We start from the raw sequence: 26,866 nt of genomic DNA, 5'->3' as shown, positions 1-26,866 counted from the left end.
ACACCGCGCGATCGGCGTAGGGTCGGGTCATGGCCACGCCACAGACCCCCTACGACGCGGTGCTGCACGCCGCACGCGACGTGACCAAGCTCGACTCGGCCCTCGACGCGGAGATGCTCGGTGCGGCCCTGCTCGGCAGCGTGTACGAGGTCGCCGAGACGGACCGGGAGGCGGCGGTACGCGACTTCGTGGGCGACTTCCTCGCCGCCACCTCCAGACGACGGGCGGTCGCGGCGACGACGGTCCGGGCCGTCTTCGCGGCCCTGGTGCCGGACGCGGCCGGCGCGGACCGGGTCCGTCCCGGCGCGACGGCACCGGCCTGGTCCGGGCAGCTCGGCAAGGTGCACGTCACCGGCACCTGGTCGTACGGCGACGTGTACGGCGACCAGACCTCCTACCTGGCGACGTTCGCCTACGACGACGCGACCGGGGGGCCGGAACACGCCCTGGTCGCCCTGATCGACCACAACATCGGCATCACCAAGGACGTGTTCGTCGGCGGGCCGGCGGGCCGGATCCTGGAGCAGGTCCGACAGTTGTGCGCCGAAGACGAGTTGACCTGGTTCCGGGAGGAGAGCCCGACCCGGATGCGCGACGAGGTGAGCCGGCATCTGGCCGTCACCGACCATCTGGGTCAGCTACCCGGTGCCGCCTCGCTCGCCACCGACCGGGCGCTGGTCGGGGCTCGGCTGGCGGTCCTGCCGGCCACGACCGCACCACCGCCCCGGCAGGCCGACGACCCGTTGCCCGATGCCGAGCGGGCCGCGGAGATCCGCCGGTTCCTGGGCTCGCCGGACGCCGCCCGGGCCGGACTGGACGCGGTCGACGACGCCGAACTGGCCTCACTGCACTTCTGCCTGGGGCTGCTGCTCGACCACGCGGCCACCTTCCCCGACGCCGACCCGCTGCGGTGGAGCCCGACCGTCGCCGGGCTCTTCCTGCTCGACTGGGTGCACCGTCGGGCCGTGCTCGACATGGACGACGCGGCGATGCTGCCCCGGGTGCTGCGCGCCTGGGCCGGATACGCGGCGCACCGGCGTGGGCTGCCCGATTCGGCAGCCGCCGCCACGGACGCCGCGATCGAGGAGATGGTGCCGGAGTTCGTCCGGCTCTACGCGACCGGCGAGCGTCGCAGCCCGGCCACTGCCGCGGTGGCCCAGTTGATGGCCGACGGCATCGACCCGGATGACCCGGCGGCCCTGGACGCCTGGATCGAGGCCAACCGACACCGCCTCGCCGACGACGGCTGACCCGCACCCAACGCTCACCGAACCGTCCGCGTCCGGCACCGCCCGTCGAGCCGGCACCGCCCGTCGAGCCGGCACCGCCCTTGGAGCCGGCGGCGGGCCGGCAGTGCCCTCGCAGGCGGAACGCGCCCGGGCGCGGGGCGCTGCCGGTGCGCTCGGATGTGCCGGAGAACAGCAGCTCCATCACGAGGTGGTCGGCGGGGGCTCCGGCGCGGACCCACCGCCGCCCGGGGTGGCCGGCGGACCGCCCGGCGCGGTCGGATCGGCGGACGCGGAAGGGCCGCTGGACGTACTCGGGTCGGTCGTCGGCGACGGGTCACTCGACGTGGTCGGTTCGGCGGACGCGGTAGGACCGTCCGAGGGGCCCGGGTCGGCGGACGCCGATGGATCACTCGACGCGGTCGGACCGGCGGACGCGGAGGGATCGGTCGACGGGACCGGGCCCGCGGTAGGCGGGTCGTTGGACGCGGTCGGTTCGACCGGATCGCTCGGGGCAGCCGAGGCGGTCGGCGGGTCCGGATCGGCGGTCGGCGTGGGCGAACCGCTCGTCGGGTTCGGCGACGGTGACCGGGTCGGGGTGGGCGCCGGGCGAGGGGCCGGGGTGCTGGTGGGCGGCCGGGGAGCCGGAGCGGTGGCCGGCGCCTCGGGGCGACGGGACGGCGGGTGCTCGACCGGGGTGCCGACGATCGTCAGTCGTGGCGTCGGCACCACTGGGTTGACCGGCGGTGCCGCCGGCTCGACCGAGGGCACCGCGGTCGCGGTGGCCGTCGGCGAACCGGTGGGCGGCGGCGGGACCACCACCGGACCGATGGAGGGCGTCGGGATGAACGGCGTACTGCCGTCCGGCAGTGCCGTGCTGCCGACCGTCGCGGAGCCGGTGCTGATCGCGGCGAGGACCGGCATCGAGGCCGTGCCGGCGAGCAGCGCCACCGTCAGCAGATAGCCCCGGCTGGGGCCTGCGGTACGCACGGCGCGGTGCGCACCCACGACGGGGCGATAGCCGGACGCCCGGTGCCGGCCGAGGATCGGCGTCCCGGGACCTTCACCTGGTTCGGACACCACGCGCTCCTCGTCGTCGCCCCTGGTCAGAGCCGCCCGATGGGTACCCTGGCGAGCCGCCGAAGTTGGATCCGGCCCGCGCGATCAGCCTGGGGCAGTGACTCTGCGTCAGCCAACCCCCTACCGCGTGTCGACATGCTTATCTGGCCGAATGGTGACGAACCATCACCGGAACGGTCGCGCGTCGATCGGCCGGACACTCCGGCGCTTCAGGTAACGAAGCGGGCCGGCCACCGGATGCGGGGCGGGCGGGGTGTGGGACGCCTCACCTCTGATGCGAAACTGGAGGCACGGCGGCAGCGCAGCCGCGACCTCCGCGCACCCACGCGGTAGGCGCGACTGGGCACCGGCGCTCCCGAACCGGGTTCGGCCAGAATCCGGCTCATGCCGCGCGGCAGCCCCTACCGGGGTCAGGCGCGGCCGCCAGGAACCATCCCGGCACCAGCCGGGACGGGCGCACGAGTCGCGCGGCCGGGTGACCCCCCGGTGCCGACGCAGACACGACAGGGAGAGACGGATGGCAAAGGGCGACCCCGGGGCCCCGGCCCGCGGCCGGCGAGCCGCACCCCGATCCAGGAAGGCCACCACCGGCGATCCGGAGCTGGTGCAGTTGCTCACGCCCTCCGGCGAGCGGATCGAGAGCGTGACCGGCCCGGACGGCACCGAGTACCGCGTCGACTTCACCGACGAGGAGTACCGCGGCCTCTACCGCGACCTGGTGCTCGTCCGGAAGCTGGACGCCGAGGCGACGGCCCTGCAACGGCAGGGCGAGCTGGGCATCTGGGCGAGCCTGCTCGGCCAGGAGGCGGCGCAGGTCGGTTCCGGCCGGGCGCTGCGTACGCAGGACATGGCGTTCCCCACCTACCGCGAGCACGGCGTGCTCTACTGCCGTGGCATCGACCCGATCATGCCGCTGGGCCTGTTCCGCGGGGTCGACCAGGGTGGCTGGGACCCGAACGAGTTCAAGTTCAACATGTACACGATCGTGATCGGGGCGCAGACCCTGCACGCCACCGGTTACGCCATGGGCGTCGCGATGGACGGCAAGACCGGCACCGACGACGGCGAGGCGGTGATCGCCTACTTCGGCGACGGCGCCACCAGCCAGGGTGACGTCAACGAGGCGTTCGTCTGGGCCGGCGTGTTCAACTCCCCCCTGGTGTTCTTCTGCCAGAACAACCAGTACGCCATCTCCGAGCCGCTGGAGCGGCAGACCCGCATCCCCCTCTACCGGCGGGCCGCCGGTTTCGGGTTCCCCGGCGTCCGGGTCGACGGCAACGACGTGCTGGCCACGTACGCGGTGACGCGGCACGCGCTGGACAACGCCCGGCACGGGCAGGGCCCGAGCCTGATCGAGGCGTACACCTATCGGATGGGCGCACACACCACCTCCGACGACCCGACCCGCTACCGGATCGCCAGCGAGGTCGAGGCGTGGCAGGCCAAGGACCCGATCGCCCGGATGAAGGCGTTCCTGGAGCGGGAGAAGATCGCCGACGCCGGGTTCTTCACGGAGGTCGACGAGCAGGCCCGCCGGGAGGCGGTGGACCTGCGTGAGCGGGTGCTCGCCATGCCGAACCCGGAACCGGACACCATGTTCGACCACGTCTACCCCAACGGGTCGCCGCTGCTCGACGAGCAGCGCGCACAGTTCAGCCGGTACCTGGAGTCGTTCGAGGGGAGCGCGCACTGATGGCCACGGAGACGCTCACCCTCGGCAAGGCCCTCAACGCCGGCCTGCGCAAGGCACTGGAGAACGACCCGAAGGTCGTCATCATGGGCGAGGACGTCGGCAAGCTCGGCGGCGTCTTCCGGATCACCGACGGGTTGCAGAAGGACTTCGGCGACCAGCGGGTGATCGACACTCCGCTCGCCGAGTCGGGCATCATCGGCACCGCGGTCGGCCTGGCCATCCGCGGCTACCGCCCGGTCTGCGAGATCCAGTTCGACGGATTCGTCTACCCCGCGTACGACCAGATCGTGTCGCAGGTCGCGAAGATGCACTACCGCTCGCGGGGCAAGCTCAACATCCCGATGGTGATCCGGATCCCGTTCGGCGGCGGCATCGGCGCGGTGGAGCACCACTCCGAGTCGCCCGAGGCGTACTTCGCGCACACCGCCGGGTTGAAGGTGGTCTCCTGCGCCAGTCCGCAGGACGCCTACGTGATGATCCAGCAGGCCATCGCCTCGGACGACCCGATCGTGTTCCTGGAGCCGAAGCGGCGTTACTGGGAGAAGGGGCAGGTCGAGCTGGACGCTCCGCTGGCCGCGGCGTACCCGCTGCACGCCTCCCGGGTCGCCCGGGCCGGCACCGACGCCACCCTGCTCGCGTACGGTCCGATGGTGCGTACCTGCCTCGACGCGGCGACCGCCGCCGCGGAGGACGGGCGGAACCTGGAGGTCATCGACCTGCGCACGCTCTCCCCGCTGGATCTCGGCGTGGTGTACGAGTCGGTGCGGCGTACCGGCCGCGCGGTGGTGGTGCACGAGGCACCGTCCAACCTGGGCATGGGTGCGGAGATCGCGGCCCGGATCACCGAGGAGTGCTTCTACTCGCTGGAGTCGCCGGTGCTGCGGGTGGCCGGCTTCGACACTCCCTACCCGGCAGCCCGGGTGGAGGAGGAGTACCTTCCCGACCTCGACCGGGTGCTCGACGCCGTCGACCGCACCTTCGGCTGGTGAGCGGCATGTCACGGATCAAGGAATTCAACCTGCCCGACCTGGGCGAGGGCCTGACCGAGGGTGAGATCCTCGCCTGGCTGGTCAAGGTGGGCGACACGATCGAGCTGAACCAGCCGATCGTCGAGGTGGAGACGGCCAAGGCGGCCGTGGAGATTCCGGCGAAGTGGGCCGGCCAGGTCCAGGCGATCTTCCACCCGGAGGGCTCCACGGTCGAGGTCGGCACCCCGATCATCGCGATCGACACCGACCCGGGCGCCGGTCCGGTGGAGCAGTCCACCACTGGTGCGCCCACCACCGACCTGCCCGCCCCGTCGGCGGCGTCGTTGGCCGCCGTCGAGGTCGCGCCGACCGAGGGTGCGGTCGAGCCGGGCCTGATCGGCGGTCCCGCCCCCGGGGGCCGTACCGCCGTTCTCGTCGGTTACGGTCCGCGCACCACGGCGGCGAAGCGCCGCCCCCGCAAGGACACGACCCCGGCCGCGTCCGCACCGGCGCCGGCCGCACCGGTCCAGGTCGGCCCCGCGCGGGTCAGTCCGGCACCGGTCCAGCCCACGTCCGTGCCAACGGTCAACGGTAATGGTCGGAGCGGCGGACCGGTGCTGGCCAAGCCGCCGGTCCGCAAGCTCGCCAAGGACCTGGGGGTCGACCTGGCCACGCTGACCGGGTCCGGTCCGTCGGGCTCGATCACGCGGGAGGACGTACAGCGGGCGGCGGCCCCGGCGGCGGCCGAACCGCCGACGGTCACCACCTCGGCCAGCTCGGCCGCGAGCTTCGGCGCGGACCGCGAGCAGCGCATTCCGGTCAAGGGCGTACGCAAGCTCACCGCCGAGAACATGTCCCGCTCGGCCTTCACCGCTCCGCACGTCACCGAGTTCCTGACCGTGGACGTGACCCGAGCCATGAAGGCGCTGGACCGGCTGCGCGGGCGACGGGAGTGGCGTGACGTGCGGGTCTCGCCGCTGCTGCTGGTCGCGAAGGCGGTGCTGCTGGCGGTCCGGCGGCATCCGCTGGTCAACTCCAGTTGGGCCGGCGACGAGATCGTCGTCAAGGAGTACGTCAACCTCGGCATCGCGGCGGCCACCGAGCGCGGTCTGATCGTGCCGAACATCAAAGACGCCGGCCGGTTGACCCTGCGCGAACTCGCCGACGCGATGACCGACCTGGTGCAGACCGCCAAGGCCGGTAAGACCTCGCCGGCCGACATGTCCGGCGGCACTCTGACGATCACCAACGTCGGGGTGTTCGGGGTGGACACCGGTACGCCGATCCTGCCTCCGGGCGAGTCGGCGATCCTGGCCTTCGGTGCGGTTCGCGAACAGCCCTGGGTCCACAAGGGCAAGGTCAAGCCGCGCCTGGTCACCACGCTCGGCCTCTCCTTCGACCACCGGATCATCGATGGTGAGCTGGGTTCGAAGTTCCTCCGCGACGTGGGCGACTTCCTCGCCGATCCGGAGGCGGCCCTGCTCGCCTGGACCTGACGCGCGACGACGGCGACGGCCGGTGTGCCACGGGTTGACGCCCGGCACACCGGCCGTAATCGTTTGGCGAAGAAAGAGTTGCCATTAGGTATTGCTTACCTAAGATTCTTAGGCTGGTGGCTCAGCTCACCTAATAATCGCTGGCAAAGCGGGGCGCGGTGCGCTTCAATGGAGGGGACGACGGGACGACAACCGAATAGCCCAGGAGGAGAGACACCATGAGCATGATCGAGCGAATCCGCAACCGCCGCGACGCCAGCCGCCGCGCCCGCGCCATCGAGCGGGCCCTGCGCTCCGCCAGTTCGCCCGCGGTTCGCGACGAGATCCTCGCCATCGCCCAGCGTCACATGCACTGACGCCACACGACGTTATCCGCCTCCTCCAGATCGACGACCCGCCCGGGCGAACCGGGCGGGTCGTCGGCGTTGCGACCGCCGCTGACACCGGGATACCGCCCCGACGCAGCGCCCGGTACGGTGGGGCTCGGTCGTCGTCCGCACTCGGGGACAGGTCGAGGCGATAGAAGCACCTCGACACCGCCCGGCGACGGACAGTGATGGCCGAAGCTCCCCGGAAGCCCACCGGCGGCGACCGGGATACGGTGCGGGGAGCCGGCACAGCCGGTACGCCGGCACCGCCGGCTGCCCTGCCGAGACCATCGGCGACGGCGGCCGACATGTGATGAGGGAGGCGCACGCATGACGTCCGAGGGCCCGCACCGCCCCGGCCAGGAGCCGGACGAGGTGCCGCCGGGCGGCGGCGGATCGGCGCCGTACGGCGACCGACCGGCTCAGCAGGACAACGGGTACGGCGCATCCGCACCCGACCTCGGTTGGGCGCCGCCACCACCCGCCCGCCCGGACACGTCCGCACCAGCCTGGGTCAACCAGCAGGGCAACGCGTGGGGCAGCGCCCAGGCGACCCGGCAGGCGGAAGCCACACCCGGCAGTTGGGACCAGCCCGCCGGCAACCAGCCGGACTGGGCGTCCCAGGGAGACCAGCCGCAGCAGCCCGCCCCCGGCTGGGCACCGGCCACACCGCCCACATCGGATCGGCCGGCCTGGGCAAACGGCGCCCAGGCCGGACCCGCCTGGGCCACGGATCCCGCCACTGGGGACACCGCGCACCCCGCCGAATGGACGCCGAACCAACCGGCCACGAGTCAGCCCGACTGGGCTGCCAACCAACCGGCCACGAGTCAGCCGGGCTGGGCCGGCGAGCAGCCCGCCCCGGGCCAGTCCCACCCGGCAGCGGCCACCGGGTGGGCCGGTGGCCAGCAGCCTGACTGGGCCGCCGCGCCGAGTGCCGACGACCAGACTCCCGGCTGGGCCTCGACCGCAGGTCAGCCCCAGCCGACCCAGCCGACCTGGGCGCAGGCCGACCAGCCGCCCCCCGCCCGCGAGCCGGCAGCCCGGGCCAGCGCCCAGGTACCGGCCCCGGACGCGGGCCAGCAGCAGCGGCCCACCGACGGGTCGTCACGCGCCGAGGCATGGCCGCCCGAGCAGCCGGAGCAGTCCGGTTGGGCGACCGGCCAGCGAGGGGAGCCGGCCGGGGGCGGTTGGGCCGAGCAGCCGGCCGAGGGCTGGCACCCAGGCGGTGACCGGCCGGCGCAGCCCGACTGGGCCACGCCCGCACGGGAGGAGTCGACCGGCTGGGCCGGAGGCAATCCGGCTGCCGGCCCGCCACCGTCCTGGAGCCCGTCCGCCGAGCCGCTGCCGTCCCGCACCGCCGCCGATCGGTCCGCCGTGCCGGACGTCGAGCCGTGGGCACCCGGTGAGGCATGGGGTCAGGCGGCGGAGCCTGCCGCACCCCGAACCACCTCCGAACCCGACGCAGGCCGGTCCGAGGACGCGGTCTACCAGCCCGCGCCCGGCCCGGGTATCTCCCCCGCCAACATGGTGCCGTTGCCTCCGCAGGAGCAGCGGGTGCCGGGGGCCAGCCTGGCCGCCACACCGCCTGCGGACTTCGCTCAGCCCACGCCGTTCACCGACGACCCGGCCGGACCGCCTGGCCGCCCGGTCGCCGACCAGCCGGCCGGCGGCCCGGCCTGGGGTCACCCCGAGCCCCGGCACGACGAGCCGCAGTCGCCGGTCATCCCGGCGCCGCGTACCTCTCCGGAGGCCGAGGGCCGCGCCGCGCCGCCAGCCGGCGGCGGTGTCGCGGCGAGCGCCTCCGTGCCACTGTCCAGCCGGGTCATGCCCCCGGCCGACCACGCGGTTCGCCCGACCGGTTCGCCCGCGCCACAACCACGGGTGTACGGCCGGCCAGCCCGTCCCGAGCACACCGAGGAACCGGCCCAGGAGCACGGCGAGCAACCCCTGGTGCCCCGCTTCGACCAGAGCCCGGGGCGGTTCGACGTCGACCAGGCTGGGGCGCGCGGCGATCAGGGCCCGGATCGGTTCGAGCAGACCCCGGAGCCCCGCTTCGCCGACCGGGAGCCGCCGATGGGCGGGCCGAACGCCTTCGCCGGACCGGCCGCCCCGGCTTCGCCAGCTGCTCCACCCGCCTTCCCGCCGGGGATACCGTCCTTCATCGACGCGCCTCCGGCGAACCGGCCGGTCAACGGCGTACGGCCGCACGCCGAGCCGGAGCGTCCGGCCGACCCGTTCGGCGGCGCACCGCGTGACCCGTTCGGCGGGCCGGGCAACGATCCGTTCGGTGGGCCGTCCGAGCGCCCGGGCGGCGCCTACGGCTCTCCCGTCCGGTCCGAGCCGGGCGGCGAGCACAACTCGGCGTTCCCCCCGCCGCCGCAGTCCGCACCCCCGTGGAGCCCGGGTCCGGGCGAGGCCGAGCAGGGTCGCTTCGACGCGTTCAAGCCGGTCGCTGAGCCGGCGCCGGAAACCCCGGCACCGAAGGTACGCAACGGGCGGGTACTCGCCGCGGTGCTGGTCGCCGCCGTGCTCATCCTGGCCATTCCGCTCGGCCTGCTGATGCTCCTCGGCATGGTCGGTGGATCGGACGACTCGAATGCCTTCGACCCGCCGGTCGGCTCGTGCGTCAAGCGTTCCGGCGACACCGCCGTGGCGGTCGACTGCGCCGATCCGGAAGCCTTCAGCGTGGTGTCCAAGGTCGAGTCGAAGGACAAGTGCCCTGACCCGGCCATGCCCTACGTGGACCTCCGCGGCGCCACCGCCAACCCGGTGCTCTGCCTGAAGGAGGCAACCGGCAGCTGATCCGGCGCACACTCGACGGCGGGGTCACGGGCAACCGTGACCCCGCCTCTTTCCTGCCCGGCGCACCTCGGCCGGGCCCGGCTCGCCTCCCCTTCGAGCCGGCTGGCCTCCGCCGGTAGGGCACGATGGGGGCATGAGTGCACGCGTGCGGGCGCCCGAGCTTCGAGGTCGGGCCTGGTTGAACACCGGCGGGCGGCAGCTGACGCTCGCCGACCTTCGAGGTCGGATAACCGTCCTGGATTTCTGGACCTTCTGTTGCATCAACTGCCTGCACGTGCTGGACGAGTTGCGCCCCCTTGAGCAGAAGTACGCCGACGTTCTCGTGGTGATCGGGGTGCACTCGCCGAAGTTCGAGCACGAGAAGGACGCCGACGCGCTGGCCGCCGCCGTCGAGCGGTACGGCGTGCACCACCCCGTCCTCGACGATCCTGAGCTGGACATGTGGCAGCAGTACGCGGCCCGTGCCTGGCCGACCCTCGCGGTGATCGACCCGGAGGGATACGTGGTGGCCACCATGGCGGGTGAGGGCCACGCGGACGGGCTGGCCCGGCTGATCGACGACCTGATCGCCACCCACGAGGTCAAGGGCACGCTGCACCGGGGCGACGGTCCGTACGTCCCGGTCGCCGAGCCGGAGACCACCCTCCGCTTCCCGGGCAAGGCGGTGGCCCTGCCCGAGGGTGGCCTGCTGGTCTCCGACTCGGCGCGGCACCGCCTGGTCGAGCTGGCCGCCGACGCTGAGACCGTCGTCCGTACCGTCGGCACCGGCGAGCGGGGCCGGACCGACGGTTCCGCCGGTGCCGCAACCTTCTCCGAGCCGCAGGGGCTATGTCTGCTGCCGCCACACGTCGCCGAGGTCGCCGGCTACGACCTGGTGGTCGCCGACACCGTCAACCACCTGCTGCGGGGCGTACGACTGGCCACCGGCGAGGTGCTCACCGTGGCCGGCACCGGGCGGCAGTGGCGGTCGACGGTCGACGACCACGCGCACGACGCCCGATCGGTCGACCTCTCCTCACCCTGGGATCTCGCCTGGTACGACGACAAGATCGTCGTCGCCATGGCCGGCATCCACCAGCTCTGGTGGTTCGACCCGATCAAGCGCACCGCCGGCATGTACGCCGGCACCACGGTGGAGGCGCTGCGCGACGGGCCGCTGGCCGAAGCATGGCTGGCCCAGCCGTCCGGGCTTGCCGTCTCCACCGACGGCGACCGGCTCTGGGTGGCCGACAGTGAGACGAGCGCCATCCGCTACGTGCAGAACGGCGTGCTGGGCACCGCCGTGGGTCAGGGCCTGTTCGACTTCGGGCACGTGGACGGGCCGGCAGCGGAGGCCCTGCTTCAGCACCCGCTCGGCGTCTGTGCCCTGCCCGACGGCTCGGTCCTGATCGCCGACACCTACAACGGCGCGGTACGCCGGTACGACCCGGCCAGCGATCGGGTCGCCACCGTCGCCAGCGGCCTGGCCGAGCCCAGCGACCTGGTGCTCACCGCCGACGGCGCGGTGTTGGTGGTGGAGTCGGCGGCGCACCGGATCACCCGGCTGGCGCCCGGTGCGCTCTCGGCGGCCGGCGCGGAAACCGTCGACGGTCCACGGCACCGCACCGAGCGCCAGCCGACGGAACTGGCCTCGGGCGAGGTCGTGCTGGATGTCGTCTTCACCCCGGCCCCCGGGCAGAAGCTGGACGACACCTTCGGACCGTCCACCCGGCTCGTCGTCTCCGCGTCGCCGCCGGAGTTGCTGGTCGAGGGGGCAGGCACCGGCACCGACCTGTCCCGGCGTCTGGTGATCGACGGTACGGTGCCCGACGGGGTGCTTCAGGTGACCGCCCAGGCGGCCACCTGTGACGCCGACGTGGAGCACGCGGCCTGCCACCTGACCCGGCAGGACTGGGGCGTACCGGTGCGGGTGGTCGACGGCGGCGCCCGCCGGCTGCCGTTGGTCCTGCGCGGCATGGACGCCGGCTGACGCCCGGCCACGGTGCCCTGCCTCGCACCTCAGGCGAACGAGGCGGGGGTGACCCCGGCGTCGACGAGGGCGGCACGGACGAGTTCCGCGGCGGCCACCGCGCCGGGGCTGTCGCCGTGCAGGCAGACCGACTCCACCACGCACGGGACCGTACCGCCGTCGACGGTGACCACGACCCGCTCGGTGGCCATCCGTACCGCCCGGCGGGCGACCTCCTGCGGGTCGGTGACCAACGCGTCCGGCGACGTGCGCGGGACCAGACGACCGTTGGGCAGGTAGTTCCGGTCGGCGAAGCCCTCTGCCACCACCCGGACACCGGCACCTTGGGCGAGTTGGGCGAGCACCGATCCGGGCGGGCAGAGGACAGGCAGCTCCGGGTCGAAGTCTTCGAGGGCGGCCAGCAGGGCCGCCGCCGGCAGTTCCTCGCTGGCCGCCGCGTGGTAGAGCGCGCCGTGTGGCTTGAGGTAGCGGACCCGGGTGCGGTACGCCCGGCAGAACGCGTTGAGCGCGCCGAGTTGGTAGAGCACCTCGTCGCGCAGCTCCGCGAACTCGTACTCGATGTGCCGTCGGCCGAAGCCGGCGAGGTCCCGGTACCCGACCTGGGCTCCGACGGCGACTCCCCGTTCTGCGGCGGCGGCGCAGACCCGGCGCATGGTGGCCGGGTCCCCGGCGTGGAAGCCGCAGGCGACGTTGGCGGAGGTGACCAGGTTCAGCAGGGCCTGGTCGTCGCCGAGACGCCAGATGCCGAAGCCCTCGCCGAGGTCAGCGTTGAGGTCCATGAAATCTCACCGTAGTGCCTGGGCGGGCCTGCGCGAGCGGGGTCACGTCGTCCACCACCGCGATGACCGGGTATCCGCCGGTGGTGGGGTGGTCGGCGAGGAAGACCAGTGGTTGACCGTCCGCCGGCACCTGTACCGCGCCGAGGACGAGTCCTTCGCTGGGCAGTTCCCCGGCCACCGCGCGGGGCAGCGGCGCGCCGCTGAGGCGCGCGCCGACCCGGTTGCTCAGCGGACTCACCTGGTACGCCGTGCCGAGCAGCCGGTCCAGTGCCGCCGGGGTGAACCAGGCGTGCCGAGGACCGAGCCGCACGGTCAGCCGCAACTCCGTCGGGGACGCCACCGGCATGGTTACGTCGACCGGGGCGGGCGGGTTGGCGGGGGTGCCCAGCGGCAGCAGGTCGCCGTCGCGCAGCGGGGCCGGTCCGAGCCCGGCGAGGGTGTCGGTCGAGCGGCTGCCCAGCACCGGTGTGACGGCGATGCCACCGGCCACCGCGAGCCAGCAGCGCAGGCCCTGTCGGGCGGGGCCGATGCGCAGCGGGGCACCCCCCGGTACGGCCAGCGGGCGGCCGGTGTCACCGGGGCGCTGGCCGACCCGAACGTCCGCCTCGGCACCGACGACGGCGACGGTGGTGGCCCGGGTGGGTCGCAGCTCGCAGCCGGTCAGGGTGATCTCCAGCCCGGCCGCGTGCTCCGGATTGCCGACCAGGCGGTTGGCAAGGCGCAGCGCCGCCGGGTCGAGGGCACCGGAACGGGGTACGCCGAGGTGCGCCCAGCCGGGCCGACCGAGGTCCTGCACGGTGGTCAACGCCCCGGCCCGGAGCACTTCGAGGGTGCTGCTCACCGCTCCACCAGCCGGACGCGGGTGCCGGGGCTGAGCAGGGCCGGCGGGTCCGCCGTCACGTCGAAGAGGGGCACCTCGGTCCGCCCGACCAGCAGCCAACCTCCCGGGGACGCGGTGGGGTAGATGCCCGCGTACCGGCCGGCCAGGGCGACCGAACCGGCCGGCACCCGTTGCCGGGGCGTCGGCAGCCGGGGCACCGCCAGCTCGGCGGGTAGCCCGGTGAGGTACCCGAAGCCGGGCGCGAAGCCGCAGAATGCGACCTGGAACTCGGTGTCCCGCAGGCGACGCACCACGCCCGGCACGTCCGTGCGCCAGTGATCGGCCACCTGGGAGAGGTCTGCTCCGTCGTAGCTGACGGGTACCTCGACGAGAGGGGCGGATGCGACGGTGGGCACCGCCGTCATCGTTCCGTCGAGCGGCGCGGAGGCGGTCCAGGTGGCGATCAGGGCGGCGGTGGCCGGTGGATCGGGTACGCCGTCGAGCAACACGGTGGTGGCGGCCGGCACGATCTCGACGGCGACCAGTTCGCCCAGCTCGCGGCGGTGCCACAGCTCCGCCCGCCACGCCTCGACGGCGGCGGCCACCTCGGTGTCCCGACTCGGCGGCGCGGCGGGATCGATGTCCTCCGGTGGCGCGAGGTCGAGCAGGAGGGCGTGCGTGCCGACCGGTCTGATCCGCATTCCGCCATCCTCCCGGAAGAGTGGATGCTTTCGGGTCGGCCACTGGTCGGACAGCGTGACCAGTTGCACTACCCGAAAGTAACCTACGCTGCCGTAACCTAAGGGCGTGACCACCTCAGCACGCCCCCGGCTCAAGCCGGTCGACATCGGGAAACCCCGGATGCGCGGCTGGCTGCACACGTACGCGTTCTTCGTCGCCCTGGTCTGCGGCATCGTGCTCTGTTCGATCGCCGCCACCCGCCCGGGCTGGACCCCCCTGGTCAGCTCCGCCGTCTACAGCTTCACCGTCTGCGGCCTCTTCGGCACCAGCGCGTTGTACCACCGTCGGGTGTGGTCGACCCGCGGCTACGCGGTCATGCGCCGGATGGACCACTCGATGATCTTCCTGTTCATCGCCGGCACGTACACCCCGTTCTGCCTGCTGCTGCTGGAGACCCGGGCCGCCGTCATGATGCTGTCGATCGTCTGGGGCGGCGCCTTGGGCGGTGTGGCGCTCAAGCTGATCTGGCCGCACGCCAACCGGTGGATCTCCGCGCCGCTCTACCTCGCCCTCGGCTGGGTGTCCGTGGCGATGCTGCCCGACATCCTCCACCAGGGTGGAGTCACGGCCCTGGTGCTGCTCGCCGTGGGCGGCGGGATCTACACCGTGGGCGCGGTCTTCTACGCGCTGCGCCGCCCCAACCCGTGGCCCACCGTCTTCGGCCACCACGAGTTCTTCCACGCCTGCACGTTGGTCGCCGCGATCTGCCACCACATCGCCATCTACTTCGCACTGTTCGCCTGAGCCGACACCCGACGACAGCGGGGGTGGTGAGCCTCGTCGCTCACCACCCCCGCTGAGTCCGTCGGGCTGGGCCCTGAGGTCAGATCGTGGGACCGGGCCGGCGCACCTCGCGGTACTCCTGGACCACCCGGTCGTCCCGGACCGGCACGGCGCGCTCGGCCACCACCCGTTCCTCGCGTACCGGCGCGACGACCGTACGCCGACGCGAGTTCCAGTAGTAGAGGGTCACGATCAGCCCGGCGACGCCCGCGAACATCAGCACCCAGCCGACAACGCTCAGGTTGAGCCAGCCCAGGTCCGCCTCCACGGCGAACGCGAAGATCGCGCCCAGCGCGATCAGGAAAATACTGCCACCGATGCCCATCTGGTCGTCTCCTTGGCTATCGAAGCTGGCATTCCACTCCGCCGCGGCCACGGATGAGGTTGCGGCATCGACCGACTTACCCCGGCACGGAGATCGCCAATCCGGCAAGCTGGAGACATGACGGACAGCCCGCACGACGAGCGGACACTTGTGCTGCTGCGGCATGCCAAGGCCGAACAGCCCACCACGGACGGTCCCGACGTCGAACGTCCGCTGGCCGCTCGCGGCCGGGCGGACGCTGCGGCGGCCGGGGCGTGGCTGGCTCGACACGGGCTGCTGCCGGACGTGGTGCTCTGCTCGGCGGCCGTACGAACCAGACAGACGTGGCACGCCGTCCAGTTGGGGATCACCGGCTCACCGCCGGAGAGCGGTCCCGCAGGTCCGGCTCCGGTGATCCGCTACGAACCGGACGCCTACGAGGCACATCCGGAAGACCTGCTGCACCTGATCCGGCAGGTGTCACCGACCGCGGCCACGGTCCTGTTGATTGCCCACAATCCCGGCATATCCCTACTGTCCGAACTGCTCGATCCGGTGCGGGCCGATCCGGAAGGGCTGCGTACCGGCGGTCTCGTGGTGCACCGGACGGCCCTGCCCTGGGCGGAGCTGAGCCGCGGCGGGGCCCGGATCGAGACACGGCACACCGCACGCGGCTAGCCCGCGTGCGGTGTGCCGTGGAGGTGCTCGCTCAGCTCGGTGGCGCGGTCGGTGGCGGTGGATCGGGCGGCGGCGGCATCATCGCGGTCGGGTGCGAGAGCCGGTTCTCCTCCACGATCAAGGTCCGGGCCCGCTTGCGGCGGTCCTGCCAGAACCAGAGCGTGGTGAGCAGCACGGCCAGCCCGGCCAGGATGAAGACCCAACCGACCGCCCGCAGGTCGACCCACCAGACGTTGGCCCGGATGGCGAAGGTCAGGATCGCGCCGATCGCGATCAGGAAGATCCCACTACCAATGCCCATGTGCGCGGCACTCCCCCGTGCGGTTGCTCTGGGCGTACTCGGACTGGCCCACACCGCATACCCACCCACCCCCCAGTTACCCACCCCCGCACCCCCACGAACAAGGGGTTGATCATGAGGTGAGCGGCGATGTTGCTCTTGAACCGCCGCCCAACCTCATGATCAACGAGACCGGGTGGGTGGGTTAGAAGGCTTCTTCGGGGAGGTCCATGACGTCGAGGTCGGCGCCCTCGATGATGCGGCGGTCGGCGCCGATGCGGGGCAGCACCTCGCGGGCGAAGAACCGGGCGGCAGCCACCTTTCCGGTGTAGAACGCCTTGTCTGCCGCCGTCACCTCAGCGGCGAGAGCCTTCAGCGCCACGTCGGCCTGCTTCTGAAGCAACCAGCCGACGACCAGGTCACCGAGGGCCAGCAGGAACCGCCGGCTGCTCAGCCCGACCTTGTACAGCGCCCGGGTGTCCCCGCCCTGCGCCTCACCCAACCAGCCGGTCATCACGCCGAGCATGTTCTGGATCTCGGCGAGCGCCTTGCCGAGCGCCTGGCGCTCCTCCTTGAGCTGGCCGTTGCCCGCCTCGGTGGCGATGAACTCCTGGATCTCGCCGGCCACGGCCAGCAGTGCCTTGCCGTTGTCCCGGACGATCTTCCGGAAGATCAGGTCGAGGCTCTGGATGGCCGTGGTGCCCTCGTACAGGGTGTCGATCTTGGCGTCCCGGACGTACTGCTCCAGCGGGTAGTCCTGGAGGAATCCGGAGCCGCCGAAGGTCTGCAGCGACTCGTGTCCGAGCAGCTCGTACGCCCGCTCCGAGCCGACGCCCTTGACCAGCGGGAGGAGCAGGTCGTTCACCCGCTTGGCCAGCTTGATGGCCTTCTCGTCGCCAGCCGCCTCCGCCATGGCGACCTTGTCCTGCCAGGTGGCGGTGTAGAGGACCAGGGCTCGCAGACCCTCGGCGTACGACTTCTGCAGCAGCAACGAGCGACGCACGTCGGGGTGCGCGGTGATGGCCACCCGGGGGGCCGTCTTGTCCGCCATCTGGGTCAGGTCGGCGCCCTGCACCCGGTTCTTGGCGTACTCCAACGCGTTGAGGTAACCGGTGGACAGGGTGGCGATGGCCTTCGTGCCGACCATCATCCGGGCGTACTCGATGATCATGAACATCTGCCGAATGCCGTCGTGCTTCTCGCCCAGCAACCAGCCCTTGGCCGGTACGCCGTGTTCGCCGAAGGTGATCTCGCAGGTGTTGGAGACCTTCAGGCCCATCTTGTGCTCGACGTTGGTGGCGAAGACGCCGTTGCGCTCGCCCAGCTCGCCGGTGTTCTCGTCGAAGTGGTACTTCGGGACGACGAACAGCGACAGGCCCTTGGTGCCGGGGCCACCCACGCCCTCCACCCCGACCGGGCGGGCGAGTACGTAGTGGACGATGTTGTCGCTCAGGTCGTGCTCACCGGAGGTGATGAAGCGCTTGACGCCCTCGATGTGCCACGAGCCGTCCGGCTGCGGGATCGCCCGCGCCCGGCCAGCGCCCACGTCCGAGCCGGCGTCCGGCTCGGTGAGCACCATCGTGGAGCCCCACTGCCGGTCGATGAAGAGCTTGGCCCAGTTCTTCTGCTGCTCGGTGCCCTCCACGTGCAGCACGTGCGCGAAGGACGGACCGGAGGCGTACATCCAGACCGGCGCGTTCGAGCCGAGCACCAGCTCGGCGAGCGCCCACCACAGCGCCCGGGGGGCGTTGGTGCCGTCCAGCTCCGAGGGCAGGTCCAGGCGCCAGAACTCGGACTCCATGAAGGCCCGGTACGACTTCTTGAACGACTCCGGCAGCGGCGCGGTGTGCGTGGCCGGGTCGAAGACCGGCGGGTTGCGGTCGCTGTCCTGGTAACTGGTGGCCAGGTCCTGCCGAGCCAGCCGGTCGACCTCGGCGAGGAAGCTCCGCGCGGTGTCGACGTCGAGGTCGGAGTACGGCTCCTGGCCGAACGCCCGGTCCGCTCCGAACACCTCGAACAGGTTGAATTCGAGGTCCCGAAGGTTGCTCTTGTAGTGGGTCACGTTGCTGGCCCCGCTTCCGGACAGGTGTTACCGATCAGTAACCCTGACTCTATTACTCACGGGTAGGCAGCGACAAGCCGATCCTGATAGTGACAGGCATTACACACCTGTCGTTCAGGTCACCAACCCGGGCCCTCAGGGTCCTCACCCCTCGGCCGCACCGACCTCCCAGCTCGGCACCGCCGCCGTCGCATTGCCCGGCGAGCCCGTGTACTCCATCAGGACCAACGCGATGTCGTCGTCGAGCCGGCCGTGCACCCATTCGACCAGAGCGGTCTCCAGGGAGGCGAGGCCGTCACCGACCGTACCGTGCCCGAGCAGCCGCCAGGCCCGGTCCGCGGTGGGAAAGAACTCGCCGTCCCGCCGCGCCTCGCCGAGCCCATCGGTGAACAGCAGCAACCGGTCGCCCGGCTCCAGCCGTTCCACCCGTGGCCGGACCACAGGCATGAAGCCGAGCGGGGGCGCCGGTGCCGGCGGCTCAAGAGAGATCACCGCGCCACGCCGCAGCAGCAGCGGCGCGGGATGTCCACAGTTGACGATGGTGAGCGTGCCACCGCGCTCCTCGACCAACGCGGCCGTGACGAAGTCCTCGTCACCGACGTTGCGCGCCACTGCCCGGTCCAGATCCGTCACCACGGCCCGCAGATCGGCCCGCTCGTAGGCCACGTGCCGGTACGAGCCGAGGACGATGCTCGCCAGCCGGACCGCCTCCAGTCCCTTGCCGCGTACGTCCCCGATGATCATACGAACGCCGTACGGAGTTTCGATCGCCTCGTAGAGGTCCCCGCCGATCTCGGCCGTGGCGGTCGACGAGATGTACCTGCCGGCCACGGAAAGAGCACCCACCCGAGGACCGAGCGGGCGCAGCACCGCCTGTTGAGCCACCATGGCCAGCTTCGACAGCTCGGCGATCTGCTCCGCCTGCCGCTGCCGTACCGCCGCCACCGCCCCCGCGATACCCGTACCCAACGCGATGCCGGCCACGGCGACGGCCGTGGCGACCGACACCGTCCGCTCGGCCAGGGCGAAGGTCGCCCCCAGCACGGAGGCGGCGGCACCGACGCCGAGCACGATCCGCCAGGAGGCGAGCGCGGCGGCCAGGAACGGCGCGGCAACCATCAGCGCGATGTAGTTCGCCGTACGGCCGTCCGCCAACTCGACCGCGGACACGATTGCGAGCAGGACGAGGGCCGCGCCGAGGCCGGCGCGGGATCCGGGGCTCAGCGGGCCGCGGCCCGGCTGGAGGAGTTGCGTGCGTACATCCGACAGCATGCCCGATGTAGGTGAGCGAAAGAATGAGCCTGGCCCCTCGGACGAGACGGATCTGGCCGCGAGGATCCGGGGCCGGAGCCGATCGCGACGCTCCACCGGGTCAGCCGAGCACCTCGTAGCGGACCTCGATGTGACCCAGATCGAGTGACGCGATCTCGGCGAACGCTGCCCGGGCCAGGTCCAGGCAACGCCCCTCGATGAACGGACCACGATCGTTGATCCGGACGGTGACCGACTTGCCGTTGGCTGGGTTGGTCACCCGCACCTTCGTGTCGAAGGGCAGGGTCTTGTGGGCGGCCGTCATTCCCTCCGGATCGAACGTCTCGCCGTTGGCGGTCATCTGACCCTGCCAGTAGAAGGACGCACCGCAGGAGCCGGTGTCGACCACCGGGCGGGCCGTCGTCTTCTTGGCCGTCGGCTTCGGCTTCGGGCTGGCCGTACGCTGCTTGCTCCGCGACGGCGCCTGGACGGTACGACTCGGCGTCGGGCTCACCGTCGGGCTCGGCGAGGCACTGGCGCTGGCGGTCGGCGACGCGGTCGGCGAGCCGGTCGTGGGGACGCTCGTTCCCAGGGTGGGCGACAGGTCGATCGCGGCCGGTCGAGCCGGCTCCGCGTCGGCGGTCAGTCGTACGGCGCCGACAGTGCCTCCGACGGCGAGTGCGACCGCCACCACAGCGCTGGCCGTCAGACCGGCCGGCGAGGTGAACCTGCGGGTACGGGAGTGCTTACCAGCCACCGGCCCGGTCCTTTCTCAGCGGGTCAAACCGGGTCGGACCATAACGAGAGAAGCACTTCCGAAGTCAACGTGATCATGGCGTTATGACTGCAATTGCGGTGATACGTGCAGCCGATCATCCGAGTCGTGGTGGGCCGGGAGGGCCGGTGTTCGACTGTCGGGTGACGCAGGATGGTGACATGCCCGTTGAGCTGAGCAGACGCCTCGTCGAGCTGTTCGGGTGGGTCGACCCCGGTCCGGGCGCGAGCCACCTGGTCAGCGACACCTCCGGGTGGTGGCGGGATCCGGCGACGCTCGCCGAGCTGGGGCCGGCGCTTGTCGCGCCGTTCCGGGCAGCTCGACCCACGGTGGTCGTGTCCCCGGCGGTCACCGGGTTCCTGCTCGGGCCGCTGGCGGCCACCGCGCTCGGCGTGGGATTCGTGGCGGCGCACAAGCCGGGGGACGGACGCTTGCCTGCCGGCTCGCTGACCTGGGCGCAGAGTCCCCCCGACTTTCGCGGTCGACGGGTGGACCTCGCGGTGCGTGACCGGCACCTGGGTCCGGGCGACCGGGTGCTGGTGGTTGACGACTGGGTGGACACCGCCGCCCAGGTACGCGCGATCTACGAGATCTGTACGGCCCGGGGCGCCGACCCGGTCGGCACCGCCGCCGTGGTCGCCACCTGTCCACCAACCCTGGCGGCCACCCTACGAATCACCGCACTCCTCACCACCCCCGACCTCCCCGGCTGAAAACCCGTTTCATCGCGTTGATCATGATGTTGCTGCCCCTCGCTCCGGCGTGGCGCGACAACAACGTCATGAACGGGGTCAGCGGACGAAGTCTTCGACGACGGTGCAGACCTGGCCGAGCGCCTCGGCGGAGCGGGCCAGCGGGCCGGGCACCATCAGCGCATGGTCGGCGCCGGGGATCTCCAACACGTGCGGAGTGAGCCGCCGGGCGGCTCCGCCGTCCCAGGACGAGTCGGCGGTGCCGCCGACCAGGATGAACGGGGCGGTGGCCCGGCGCAGCGCGTCGACAACGTCGCCGCGGTGCAGCAACGGGGTGAGCCAGACCGCGGGCAGCCCCCGGCCGGCCGCGAGCGGCGCGGCGAGGGTGCCGAGTGACTTGCCGACCAGCAGGTCCGTTCGCTCGTTCAGGGCCGGGGAGACCTGGTCACACACCCATCTGCCGATGGTGTCGATGTCGAAGTGCTCCGGCACCTGCCAGGAGATCCCGTGCAGCCCGAAACCGACCCGGCGCAGCGCCTCGCCCAGGTAGAGAAAGAGGGGGTACCGGGTGTCGTACCCGCGTCCCGGGATGAGCACCGCACGTCGGTCCGCCATGGACATCTCCTTGTCGTCGGCCATCGACCGTACTCCCATTCGCACCCTTCCGGGACGACTCACTCAGGCTCCACCGGATGCCGGCGATCGGGCGGTAGCCTCGACCCGATGTGGCCACGGATCGGCGGACTCCGCGCGCTGGCTCTCGGCACCCCCGGTGAGCTACGGGCGCGCCTCAACACCCTCGTGCTGGCCGGCGTGAAGACCGCCACCGCCGGCCTGCTCAACGAGTACGCCGATGAGGGCGAGGAACTTGAGCACGTCGGAGAGCGGCTGGCCCTCGTCGACGACGCCGACGCGTTGGTGGCCGTCGTCCAGGTGACCGGCATCGAGGTGACCCGGTTCGCCGAGGTGCCGTGGGACTTCGCCCGCGCCGAGGGGGAGGGCGACCGCTCGATCGAGGAATGGCGGGCCGGACACGCCGCGTACTGGGCCCGCGTCGGCACCCCGGTCACCGACGACAGCGAGATCGTCTGCGTACGCTTCCGCCTGGTGTCCGCCGGAGCTGGCGGCATCGCCACCGGCGACCTCGGCACCTGAGCCGTCGTCCGGCTCGCAGCCCGCGCCACCCTGCGCCGACCTGGCGGCAGCGTGCAGTTTCAGCGACGCAGCTCGGGCAAGAGGCGGGTGGCGACATCCACCAGGACCGCCTCGTCACCGGCGTACCAACTGCTCTCCCGCGGCCAGTGCGTGATCACATCGGTGAAGCCGAGCTTCGCCGCCCGCTCCACCTGATCGGCGAAGAACTGCGCGCTACGCAACGAGAAGACCGGTGCCGAGTCCAGCGAAAGGTAACGGTCCAGGCTGGCCGGGTCACGCCCCTGCGCTGCCATGGTCGCGTCGCGGCGGGTGGTCAGCTCGGCCACCCCGGTCCACCAGTCGTCCAGATCGTCGGCGGCGGGCCCGGTGGTCACCCAGCCCTGCCCGAAGCGGGCCGCGACGCGCATCGACCGGGGGCCGTTGGCGGCCACCACGAACGGCACCCGGGGCTCCTGAACGCAGCCCGGATTGCTCCGGGCGTCGACCGCCGCGAACCATTCGCCCCGCCAGGTGGTGCCGTCCTGTCGCAGAATGGCGTCGAGCAACTCGGTGAACTCGGCGAACCGATCCACCCGCTGCCGTGGGGGCAGCGTCTCACCGCCGAGAACGGCCGCGTCGAACCCGATGCCGCCCGCGCCGAGGCCGAGCAGCGCCCGGCCGTCGGAGACGTCGTCCAACGCGGTCACCTGCCGGGCGAAGGCCGCCGGATGCCGGAAGTTCGGAGAGGCGACGAGCGTGCCGAGACGGATCCGGGTGGTAACCGTCGCGGCGGCGGTCAAGGTGGTCATCGAGTCGAACCAGGGCCCGTCCACCAGGTCGCGCCAGCCCAGATGATCGTACGTCCAGGCGTGGTCGAAGCCCCACTCGTCGGCTCGCCGCCAGCGGTGCCGCGCCACCGACCAGCGCTGGTCGGGCAGGATCACGATGCCAACCCTCATGATCACGATGGTACGCGGGTACGGGTCACACCGCTGGGGCACGGCGAGGGGCCCGGCCCCAGGGTCTCCCCTGGGACCGGGCCCCTCGTGCTGCCTAGACCAGCCCTCACATGAGAGCTTCGACCGCTGCCGGTGCCCGGGTCAGCGTCACCGTGGTCGGCGCGAGTTCGACCTGCACGGTCTCACCCTGGTAGTTCGGGTCGTTCGCCCAGGCGCTGCCGGTGACCTCGACCTTTCCCCGCTGGAACGGCGTGGTGCCGGTCGGGTCCGCCGTCGCGGACCACTGCGCCGTCTCACCCTCGACGCAGTCGACCCGGCCAGTGAAGGGACCACGGATGATGACCTTCTTCTTGACCTGGGTGACCAGGCCACTGAGCTGCACCGTCGCGTCCGCGTTGCAGACCACGGTGCCGTGCACCGTGGCCTTGCCGTTCAGCTTGCTGAAGACGCCGTCCGCCGCCGGCGTGACGGTGAACTCCAGCGGGGCCGGCGGCGGCGGATTGCCGATCACGACCCGGCCTCGCAGGGCCGGCTCGCCGCCCTCGCAATGCTGCTCGAAGGTGGCGTCGAGGCGCTCCACGTACCCGTGCGGGCCGAACGCCACGTCGGCGACCACGAACGAGCCGGTAATCGTGTTGCAGCCCCGGCCGTTGCCACTGATGTCGATGCCGGCGCCCGCACCGCTGAACGGCGCGCGGGTGGCGTCGGGGTACTCGCCGACGGCGAGCTGCTGGCCGGCCGGTGCCTTGAGCTCCATCGACCACCAGTCACCGTTGCTACCGTTGATCGACAGATAGACACCGCGAAGCTGGTCGTCGGCGCGGATCGACAGCTGGTCTCCCGCCCCGGCGTCGTAGCTGTAGGTGGCACCGCCGGTGACCCAGTCGCCAGGGTCACCGGTCATCGTGAAGGTGCCGGCCGTCACCGGCTCGGCCTGGGCTGCGGCCGCCCCCGTGAGCAGGCCGGTCGCGGTGACGACGCCCGCAAGGAGCGTCGCCGCGATGGCCCGACTGGTGCGCATGGTCATGGATGCCTCGTCTCCCCGAATTAGGCGCTTCTCGCCTCGCCGGGGAGAGCCCTCGCCGGGGAGAGCCTAGGAACGACGAGCCGGGCGCGTAGCCCCACCGGTCAAAGTGGACACTTCAGCCCACGCGCGAGCGGTCGGGCCCTCTAGCCGGGCCACACCGGCAACTCATCGGCCCGCACCAGGCTCATCACAGTGCCGAGTGCCGCCCGCCGATCATCACAGAGCTGATCGACCAGAACGCTGCACCCTACCCAGCTGCTGCCGCACCGCTCGACCATCTGTCTGGTGGTGAGCGCCTGGCTGCCGGTCTCGATCCAGTCGTCCACGAGCAGAACCCGGTCGTGTGATCCGAGTGAGGATCGCTGCAAGCGCAGGGTGTGCGACCGTTGGCGGTAGTCCCGATCGGCTGCCGCAATGATCTTGTCGCCGGGAAACAGCCCGTCACGCTTGCGCACCGGTATGAACCCGACGCCCAACTCCACGGCCGCAGCGCCCCCGAGAAGGAACCCCCGGGACTCGATCCCGCAGATGGCGGTGACGTCCGAGTTCTTGAACGGCTCGACCAGACCTGCGACGACATGACGGAGTGCCTTGGCGTCGCGGAATACCGCCCACACGTCAGCGTGCCCCTCGATCCATCGGAAGTGCTTCAGGAGCAGACCACGTGCGGAGTCGGACATGGTGGGATTGTGGCTGCCCAGCCTCGCGACGATCAACGCGATAGCGTCGATGCGGACCGGTGTGTCGGGAGGCGGAGACCCGCTGCCCCTGCCTTGTACAGGTCAAGACTGCTGTCCGCCGATGACCGCCGTGGCCCGTCGGCCGCTCGTGGCCCAGGAAGGGTCGAAGGCCCTGGTTGGGACTTGCGTCCTGACCAGGGCCGTTCGCATGGAGCGGGTGACGGGAATCGAACCCGCACTGTCAGCTTGGGAAGCTGATGTTCTGCCATTGAACTACACCCGCAAGCGGCATCACTCTACCCGAGTCACCCGGGCCGTCGCACCCAGGGCTCCACCCCGTCTACGAGTCACCCGCAGAACGTCTCGTCCTCGCAACTTCACCGAACCTGCTGCATGAGGGCGGTTCGGAGAGAGCGATATCCCCGAAAGTGCACGGATCTTGGCGACCTTCGACGTGCAGGCCCGGGGCGGGGCGGGGCCGGCGCGGGGCGGGCGGGTAGGCCCGGGGGTGGGGTGGGGAAGAAGTTTCACCATCGCAACATATGGCCATGTTCAAATCTGTCTATCGGTTGTAACGTCTGCCCCACGTTTTCCACACGACGCGACACAACCCCCGGTCGCGTCGCCAGAAAGAGGTGGGCATATGGGACTGCGTCCCGTCCTGCTGAACCGGCGCATGGCCGGCATCGCATCGACGTCACTCGCGCTGGCGCTCGGCGTGGCCACGGTCGGCCTACTGCCGGCCGCGACCACGACCGCGAGCCCGGCTGCGGCCGCCGTCACCGCCGACGAGGTGTGTGAGGATCCGACGGGCACCCTGGCCCGGGCCAAGGCTGGCGGTGCCGCCGGGCACGATCCGAACCAGCTGACCCTCGCCCAGGTGCATCAGCGCGAGGCCGAGTTCGCCGACATCCTGCAGGAGCGAGCCAAGCGAGTCGGCCAACGTACGCTGAACGCCCAGGCCGCTGCGGCCTCGGTAACCATCCCGGTGGTGGTGCACGTGATCCGCCGGGACACGACCCGGGCCGGCGGGAACATCCCCGACTCGATGATCCAGTCCCAGATCAACGTGCTCAACCAGTCGTTCAGCGGCGCGACCGGTGGTGCCGCGACCGCCTTCGCGTTTCAGTTGCAGAGCATCAACCGGGTGACCAACTCGTCGTGGTACCCGATCCGGCAGGGCTCGTCGGCCGAGCGGCAGATGAAGACCCAACTGCGTCAGGGCAGCAAGTCGACGCTCAACATCTACCTTGGCGCGCTCAGCAACAACCTGCTCGGCTGGGCGACCTTCCCGCAGCGCAACCTGAACGTCATGGACGGCGTGGTCGTGCTCAGCGAATCCCTGCCCGGTGGCACCGCCACCAACTACAACCAGGGTGACACCGGCACCCACGAGGTCGGCCACTGGCTGAACCTCTACCACACGTTCCAGGGTGGCTGCTCGGGCAGCGGTGACCAGGTCGGGGACACCCCGGCCGAAGCCTCGCCGGCAAGCGGCTGCCCGACCGGCCGGGACACCTGCTCCAGCCAGGGCCTCGACCCGATCACCAACTTCATGGACTACTCGTACGACGGCTGTATGTACCAGTTCACCCCCGGCCAGGCCACCCGCATGATCAACGCCTGGAACTCCTACCGCGCGGCATAGCACCAGCGCAGCACCGCGTACCACAGGTGCCGGCTCCGTCGGACGGGGCCGGCACCTGCGCATGTGGGTCAGGCGGCGCGGCGGTGATGCCTCCCGGAGTGGGCCGGCACCGGGCGTACGGCCTGAGGCGCGACACCGGCCGGGTCCAGCCAGACCTGGACCGCCGGGCTGGACGCCAACTCGCTCGGCCCGCCCACCGACTGCTCGCGCCGGGCCAGCATTGCCACGTCGACCGTGAACTCGAAGAGGCGCCAGTCGGCGTGCGGGGCGGCCCGCGCGGCGAGCGCCAACCGGGCGACCGTGGCGTCGTCGGTGACTGGCCGGGCGCGTCCGGCGACGTACGCCTCGTCGTCGCTCTCCTCCGGCGGAAACGAGTGCAGCGCGTAACGACCGTCGCGTTCCAGGTCGCGCCGCTTCGGTGAGTCGATCACGAAGCAGTAGAGACCGTCGTCGGTGATCACCGGAGAAACCGGGTGCACCCGGGGCCCGCCGTCGGCACGAACCGTGGCCAGGTAGCCGAAGCCGGGGCCGTACTGCTGCATGAGAAGGCGGATCCCGTCGGCGAGTCGAGGCTCGTCAGCGGCGAATTCGGTCCAGGAAGCCATGCCGACATCTTATCGAACACACGTTCGAAGCGGGTAGTCCGAC

The 26,866-nt window shown here is 71.6% G+C and carries 26 protein-coding genes and 1 tRNA gene; 13 read left to right on the top strand and 14 right to left on the bottom strand.

Features of this window, described 5'->3' with window-relative positions:
- Positions 1-29: 29 nt before the first annotated feature.
- The 8 genes from ACN26Z_RS02855 (at position 30) to ACN26Z_RS02820 (ending at position 11,605) form a co-directional block, all read left to right on the top strand.
- The gene (locus ACN26Z_RS02855) at positions 30-1,250 is read left to right on the top strand and encodes a hypothetical protein (protein ID WP_093409105.1); all 1,221 of its coding nucleotides are present in this window, start codon (positions 30-32) and stop codon (positions 1,248-1,250) included.
- A gap of 103 nt (positions 1,251-1,353) precedes the next feature.
- Positions 1,354-2,190: a hypothetical protein gene (locus tag ACN26Z_RS02850; RefSeq protein ID WP_421459798.1), complete on the top strand. Its 837-nt coding sequence runs from the start codon at positions 1,354-1,356 to the stop codon at positions 2,188-2,190.
- A gap of 633 nt (positions 2,191-2,823) precedes the next feature.
- Positions 2,824-3,999 (top strand): pyruvate dehydrogenase (acetyl-transferring) E1 component subunit alpha, encoded by a 1,176-nt coding sequence (gene pdhA, locus ACN26Z_RS02845; protein ID WP_093409114.1) that lies wholly within the window; start codon positions 2,824-2,826, stop codon positions 3,997-3,999.
- Complete coding sequence (locus ACN26Z_RS02840) at positions 3,999-4,988, top strand: alpha-ketoacid dehydrogenase subunit beta (protein WP_421459797.1); 990 nt, start codon at positions 3,999-4,001, stop codon at positions 4,986-4,988. Before pdhA ends, ACN26Z_RS02840 begins: the two co-directional genes overlap by 1 nt.
- 5 nt (positions 4,989-4,993) lie before the next feature.
- On the top strand, positions 4,994-6,463 hold the full coding sequence (locus ACN26Z_RS02835) for a dihydrolipoamide acetyltransferase family protein (protein WP_421464502.1): 1,470 nt from the start codon (positions 4,994-4,996) through the stop codon (positions 6,461-6,463).
- A 218-nt stretch (positions 6,464-6,681) separates the two neighbouring features.
- Positions 6,682-6,819, top strand: coding sequence for a hypothetical protein (locus tag ACN26Z_RS02830; RefSeq protein ID WP_165437957.1), 138 nt, complete (start codon positions 6,682-6,684; stop codon positions 6,817-6,819).
- Between the two features lie 342 nt (positions 6,820-7,161).
- Entirely contained in the window at positions 7,162-9,636 is a 2,475-nt protein-coding gene (locus tag ACN26Z_RS02825; RefSeq protein ID WP_421459796.1) for an LppU/SCO3897 family protein, read from the top strand.
- A gap of 133 nt (positions 9,637-9,769) precedes the next feature.
- Complete coding sequence (locus ACN26Z_RS02820) at positions 9,770-11,605, top strand: NHL domain-containing thioredoxin family protein (RefSeq protein ID WP_282240470.1); 1,836 nt, start codon at positions 9,770-9,772, stop codon at positions 11,603-11,605.
- Between the two features lie 29 nt (positions 11,606-11,634).
- On the opposite strand, the gene ACN26Z_RS02815 is transcribed toward ACN26Z_RS02820, so the two are convergent.
- The 3 genes from ACN26Z_RS02815 to ACN26Z_RS02805 are packed head-to-tail and all read right to left on the bottom strand — an operon-like array spanning position 11,635 to position 13,905.
- Entirely contained in the window at positions 11,635-12,384 is a 750-nt protein-coding gene (locus ACN26Z_RS02815) for a LamB/YcsF family protein (protein WP_282240471.1), read from the bottom strand.
- Positions 12,368-13,225, bottom strand: a complete 858-nt coding sequence (locus ACN26Z_RS02810) for a biotin-dependent carboxyltransferase family protein (RefSeq protein ID WP_421459795.1) — start codon at positions 13,223-13,225, stop codon at positions 12,368-12,370. The genes ACN26Z_RS02815 and ACN26Z_RS02810 overlap by 17 nt, the downstream gene beginning before the upstream one ends.
- Complete coding sequence (locus ACN26Z_RS02805) at positions 13,222-13,905, bottom strand: 5-oxoprolinase subunit B family protein (protein ID WP_421459794.1); 684 nt, start codon at positions 13,903-13,905, stop codon at positions 13,222-13,224. Before ACN26Z_RS02805 ends, ACN26Z_RS02810 begins: the two co-directional genes overlap by 4 nt.
- Before the next feature lie 106 nt (positions 13,906-14,011).
- Between ACN26Z_RS02805 and trhA the strand changes: the two genes are divergently transcribed.
- The gene (gene trhA / locus ACN26Z_RS02800) at positions 14,012-14,689 is read left to right on the top strand and encodes a PAQR family membrane homeostasis protein TrhA (RefSeq protein ID WP_093409137.1); all 678 of its coding nucleotides are present in this window, start codon (positions 14,012-14,014) and stop codon (positions 14,687-14,689) included.
- 79 nt (positions 14,690-14,768) lie between these two features.
- Here trhA and ACN26Z_RS02795 read toward each other — a convergent pair whose 3' ends face one another.
- The gene (locus ACN26Z_RS02795; RefSeq protein WP_093409140.1) at positions 14,769-15,053 is read right to left on the bottom strand and encodes a DUF6458 family protein; all 285 of its coding nucleotides are present in this window, start codon (positions 15,051-15,053) and stop codon (positions 14,769-14,771) included.
- A 117-nt stretch (positions 15,054-15,170) separates the two neighbouring features.
- Between ACN26Z_RS02795 and ACN26Z_RS02790 the strand changes: the two genes are divergently transcribed.
- On the top strand, positions 15,171-15,710 hold the full coding sequence (locus tag ACN26Z_RS02790; RefSeq protein WP_282240474.1) for a SixA phosphatase family protein: 540 nt from the start codon (positions 15,171-15,173) through the stop codon (positions 15,708-15,710).
- 31 nt (positions 15,711-15,741) lie between these two features.
- Here ACN26Z_RS02790 and ACN26Z_RS02785 read toward each other — a convergent pair whose 3' ends face one another.
- The 4 genes from ACN26Z_RS02785 to ACN26Z_RS02770 all read right to left on the bottom strand — a co-directional run bounded on the left by ACN26Z_RS02785 (position 15,742) and on the right by ACN26Z_RS02770 (position 20,060).
- Complete coding sequence (locus ACN26Z_RS02785; protein WP_043961115.1) at positions 15,742-16,011, bottom strand: DUF6458 family protein; 270 nt, start codon at positions 16,009-16,011, stop codon at positions 15,742-15,744.
- 184 nt (positions 16,012-16,195) lie between these two features.
- On the bottom strand, positions 16,196-18,052 hold the full coding sequence (locus ACN26Z_RS02780) for an acyl-CoA dehydrogenase (protein ID WP_421459793.1): 1,857 nt from the start codon (positions 18,050-18,052) through the stop codon (positions 16,196-16,198).
- 144 nt (positions 18,053-18,196) lie between these two features.
- Positions 18,197-19,324, bottom strand: a complete 1,128-nt coding sequence (locus tag ACN26Z_RS02775) for a PP2C family protein-serine/threonine phosphatase (RefSeq protein WP_282240476.1) — start codon at positions 19,322-19,324, stop codon at positions 18,197-18,199.
- Between the two features lie 100 nt (positions 19,325-19,424).
- A complete protein-coding gene (locus ACN26Z_RS02770; RefSeq protein ID WP_421459792.1) occupies positions 19,425-20,060 on the bottom strand; it encodes a septal ring lytic transglycosylase RlpA family protein in 636 nt (211 codons plus the stop codon).
- 179 nt (positions 20,061-20,239) lie between these two features.
- Here ACN26Z_RS02770 and ACN26Z_RS02765 point away from each other — a divergent pair, with 179 nt between their 5' ends.
- Positions 20,240-20,791, top strand: a complete 552-nt coding sequence (locus ACN26Z_RS02765) for a phosphoribosyltransferase family protein (RefSeq protein ID WP_282240478.1) — start codon at positions 20,240-20,242, stop codon at positions 20,789-20,791.
- A gap of 78 nt (positions 20,792-20,869) precedes the next feature.
- On the opposite strand, the gene ACN26Z_RS02760 is transcribed toward ACN26Z_RS02765, so the two are convergent.
- Positions 20,870-21,385, bottom strand: coding sequence for an alpha/beta hydrolase (locus tag ACN26Z_RS02760; protein ID WP_093409425.1), 516 nt, complete (start codon positions 21,383-21,385; stop codon positions 20,870-20,872).
- A gap of 108 nt (positions 21,386-21,493) precedes the next feature.
- Between ACN26Z_RS02760 and ACN26Z_RS02755 the strand changes: the two genes are divergently transcribed.
- Entirely contained in the window at positions 21,494-21,925 is a 432-nt protein-coding gene (locus ACN26Z_RS02755; protein ID WP_282240479.1) for an ASCH domain-containing protein, read from the top strand.
- Between the two features lie 59 nt (positions 21,926-21,984).
- Here the strand turns inward: ACN26Z_RS02755 and ACN26Z_RS02750 are convergent, their stop codons facing one another.
- From ACN26Z_RS02750 to ACN26Z_RS02735, 4 genes are all read right to left on the bottom strand, one after another.
- Positions 21,985-22,863, bottom strand: a complete 879-nt coding sequence (locus ACN26Z_RS02750; RefSeq protein WP_421459791.1) for an LLM class flavin-dependent oxidoreductase — start codon at positions 22,861-22,863, stop codon at positions 21,985-21,987.
- A 106-nt stretch (positions 22,864-22,969) separates the two neighbouring features.
- On the bottom strand, positions 22,970-23,890 hold the full coding sequence (locus ACN26Z_RS02745; RefSeq protein ID WP_421459790.1) for a hypothetical protein: 921 nt from the start codon (positions 23,888-23,890) through the stop codon (positions 22,970-22,972).
- A gap of 143 nt (positions 23,891-24,033) precedes the next feature.
- Positions 24,034-24,570, bottom strand: a complete 537-nt coding sequence (locus ACN26Z_RS02740) for a phosphoribosyltransferase family protein (protein ID WP_421459789.1) — start codon at positions 24,568-24,570, stop codon at positions 24,034-24,036.
- 209 nt (positions 24,571-24,779) lie between these two features.
- Positions 24,780-24,853 (bottom strand) — tRNA-Gly (locus ACN26Z_RS02735).
- Between the two features lie 360 nt (positions 24,854-25,213).
- Between ACN26Z_RS02735 and ACN26Z_RS02730 the strand changes: the two genes are divergently transcribed.
- Positions 25,214-26,218: a zinc metalloprotease gene (locus ACN26Z_RS02730; RefSeq protein WP_170863580.1), complete on the top strand. Its 1,005-nt coding sequence runs from the start codon at positions 25,214-25,216 to the stop codon at positions 26,216-26,218.
- 68 nt (positions 26,219-26,286) lie between these two features.
- Here the strand turns inward: ACN26Z_RS02730 and ACN26Z_RS02725 are convergent, their stop codons facing one another.
- Positions 26,287-26,823 carry a pyridoxamine 5'-phosphate oxidase family protein gene (locus ACN26Z_RS02725; protein WP_093409162.1) on the bottom strand — a complete coding sequence of 179 codons (537 nt, stop codon included), beginning with the start codon at positions 26,821-26,823 and terminating at the stop codon, positions 26,287-26,289.
- Between the last annotated feature and the right edge of the window lie 43 nt (positions 26,824-26,866).

Origin of the sequence: Verrucosispora sp. WMMD703, from assembly GCF_049178935.1 — a bacterium.
In the GTDB taxonomy this organism is placed as follows: domain Bacteria; phylum Actinomycetota; class Actinomycetes; order Mycobacteriales; family Micromonosporaceae; genus Micromonospora; species Micromonospora sediminimaris.
Note: the sequence above shows the minus strand (reverse complement) of the source record. Positions and strands in the feature narration are given on the sequence as shown.